Origin of the sequence: Peribacillus sp. YIM B13482, from assembly GCF_042787975.1 — a bacterium.
GTDB lineage: Bacteria > Bacillota > Bacilli > Bacillales > DSM-1321 > Peribacillus > Peribacillus simplex_A.
Genome location: NZ_JBHZPF010000131.1, coordinates 1 through 2,043, shown reverse-complemented (window position 1 = coordinate 2,043; position 2,043 = coordinate 1). Strand labels below are relative to the sequence as shown.

Genomic DNA, 2,043 nt, shown 5'->3' with positions numbered 1-2,043 from the left:
AGCGAGCATCTGGAGGGGAAATCAACCACAACTCACTACCTGGTAAATAGCAACAAAGTATGTGAAAACAGCCTTTCCAAAAGACCAATCAACCTAACAAGGTATGGCATGATAATCTAAATAAATGATAATGAGATGTTTATCGAATACTAAAATGTTGTTCCTTTAACACTGGTTAACGATTTTAGAAATAACCGCTTATATCACGCACTACCGTTGTCCAAATATTAAATAATTTTTTACAATTTTACTTCCTTATACTATAATAAATATATTTTAAAAATTTCAGGATAGACTTTTAATCATTATAAAAGGAGGAATTTATAAATGATTAATAAAGACACATCTTTAAGGATGCAAAGTATAGTTTTTATTGGCTTTATGGGTGTAGGAAAGACGACGATCGGACAGAAAGTAGCGAGGAAATTATATAGGGACTTTATTGATATAGATCAAGAAATTGAAAAGGAATTCAATATGCCCACCACGGAAATATTCAAGAAGTTTGGGGAAAAAACTTTTCGCGAAAAAGAAAAAAGTGTGATTGAAAGCTTTAGTCAACAACAATTGAAAATCATTTCAGTCGGAGGAGGGGCATTTTTACAAGAGGATATACGGAATATCTGTTTATCTAATTGCATTGTCTTCTACCTTGACTTATCTTGGGATTATTGGAAAGAGAGAATAGGGTTGCTTATTGATAGTAGACCAGTGTTACAAAGTCGAAGCCTTGAAGAAATAGAAGAACTTTTTAATACCAGACAGGAAATATACTCCTATCATCATTCAAAAGTGAATATGAATGACCTTGATGTCGAAGAGGTAGCAGATTATATTGTTGATTCATTGAAAGTCGCCTGGGATATTTACGAACCACTTAAGTAATTCCATTAGTTGATTGCCCAATAAAACCTAGAAAAGAATAATAAAAAAGATGAAAAGAATACAGCGATAAGAGATACTCCCTCTTCCTGTAAACTAATCACCTTTTTTTCTTTTTAGGAGGATTTTATAATCAGTTCAGGATTTAATATAATACGCTGTTGTTCATGATCAATATTCACCATTTTTTGGTACAAAAGATTCGCAGCTTCTTTCCCCATACGTTGAGGAAATGAAGAAACAGTTGTTAATGGAGGATCATTGATTTCTGCGACTGGAAATTATCGAATCCTCCGATGTCTATATCTTGATCAGGAATCAACCCTTTCATCCTTAACCCTTGCATAACGCCGAAAGCAATTAAGCCGCTAAAGCAAAAAATTGCTTTAGGGGATCAGGATTATTAAAGACTTCAATACAGCCTATAACCCTCCCTCTCGTGTCGGAGTATTTTCTTTCATTAACGATTCGTCAACTTCCAAGTGTCAAACTTATAAAATAGTCCTTTATACAGCATTCAAAAATATTAGATATCAATCCAACATGCATTTTTGTTTGTTTTTTCAATTGTATCAAGAAAGGGATATCTACTTGTATCCGCCAGTGCCGCTTGTCGAGTGCCCAAGAACAAACTATAGACAGAAGTAAAAGCAGTCTGTGGTGTTGCTGATATGTGCTTGCGTAATGCTCGTTGTCCCACGTTTTAAAGATATGGAGTATACCCATAAAGACCTAAGGACTTTCAAGCCTTTTCTTTCAAGTAACTTGAGCGTCTTCAGTTAAGACTATCTAAAGTTTTTTCGTATCCCATGGACAATGATGAACTGGGATTTATGGTCTTCCGTATCTCTTTATTCTCTTCTGAGGTAATTAATGGGGCTAATTCTACTATTGCCTCCTGAAACTATTTATCATTTGTGTTTTTTCTAATTCTGACACCTTCTATCTTGGCTCTCCCCTTATGTCACAACAATTCAAAGATCAGGCGCCCCTAAATTCTAACAATATAATAATAGAAGAAAAAAGTAGAATTATTTCCACTTTTAATGGCTTCATTACTTTTTTCGATACTTTTATCATTAAAAGACGCAAAAAAAGACCAGCCGGATGGCTGATCTTTTAAATGGCTTGGCGGCGTCCTACTCTCACAGGGGGAAACCC

2 protein-coding genes are annotated in these 2,043 nt (G+C 34.8%); one reads left to right on the top strand and one right to left on the bottom strand.

The features are described from left to right. Positions 1–327 precede the first annotated feature (327 nt). Positions 328–885: a shikimate kinase gene (locus ACFX4L_RS25280; RefSeq protein ID WP_377406655.1), complete on the top strand. Its 558-nt coding sequence runs from the start codon at positions 328–330 to the stop codon at positions 883–885. Positions 886–998: 113 nt separating this feature from the next. Here the strand turns inward: ACFX4L_RS25280 and ACFX4L_RS25275 are convergent, their stop codons facing one another. Beyond that, entirely contained in the window at positions 999–1,103 is a 105-nt protein-coding gene (locus ACFX4L_RS25275) for a hypothetical protein (RefSeq protein ID WP_260399090.1), read from the bottom strand. Positions 1,104–2,043: the final 940 nt, after the last annotated feature.

What these genes read in the sequence shown, in the direction of transcription:
- ACFX4L_RS25280 (WP_377406655.1), top strand. Translation starts at nt 328, where the DNA reads ATGATTAATAAAGACACATCTTTAAGGATGCAAAGTATAGTTTTTATT.
- ACFX4L_RS25275 (WP_260399090.1), bottom strand. Translation starts at nt 1,103, where the DNA reads ATGGGGAAAGAAGCTGCGAATCTTTTGTACCAAAAAATGGTGAATATT.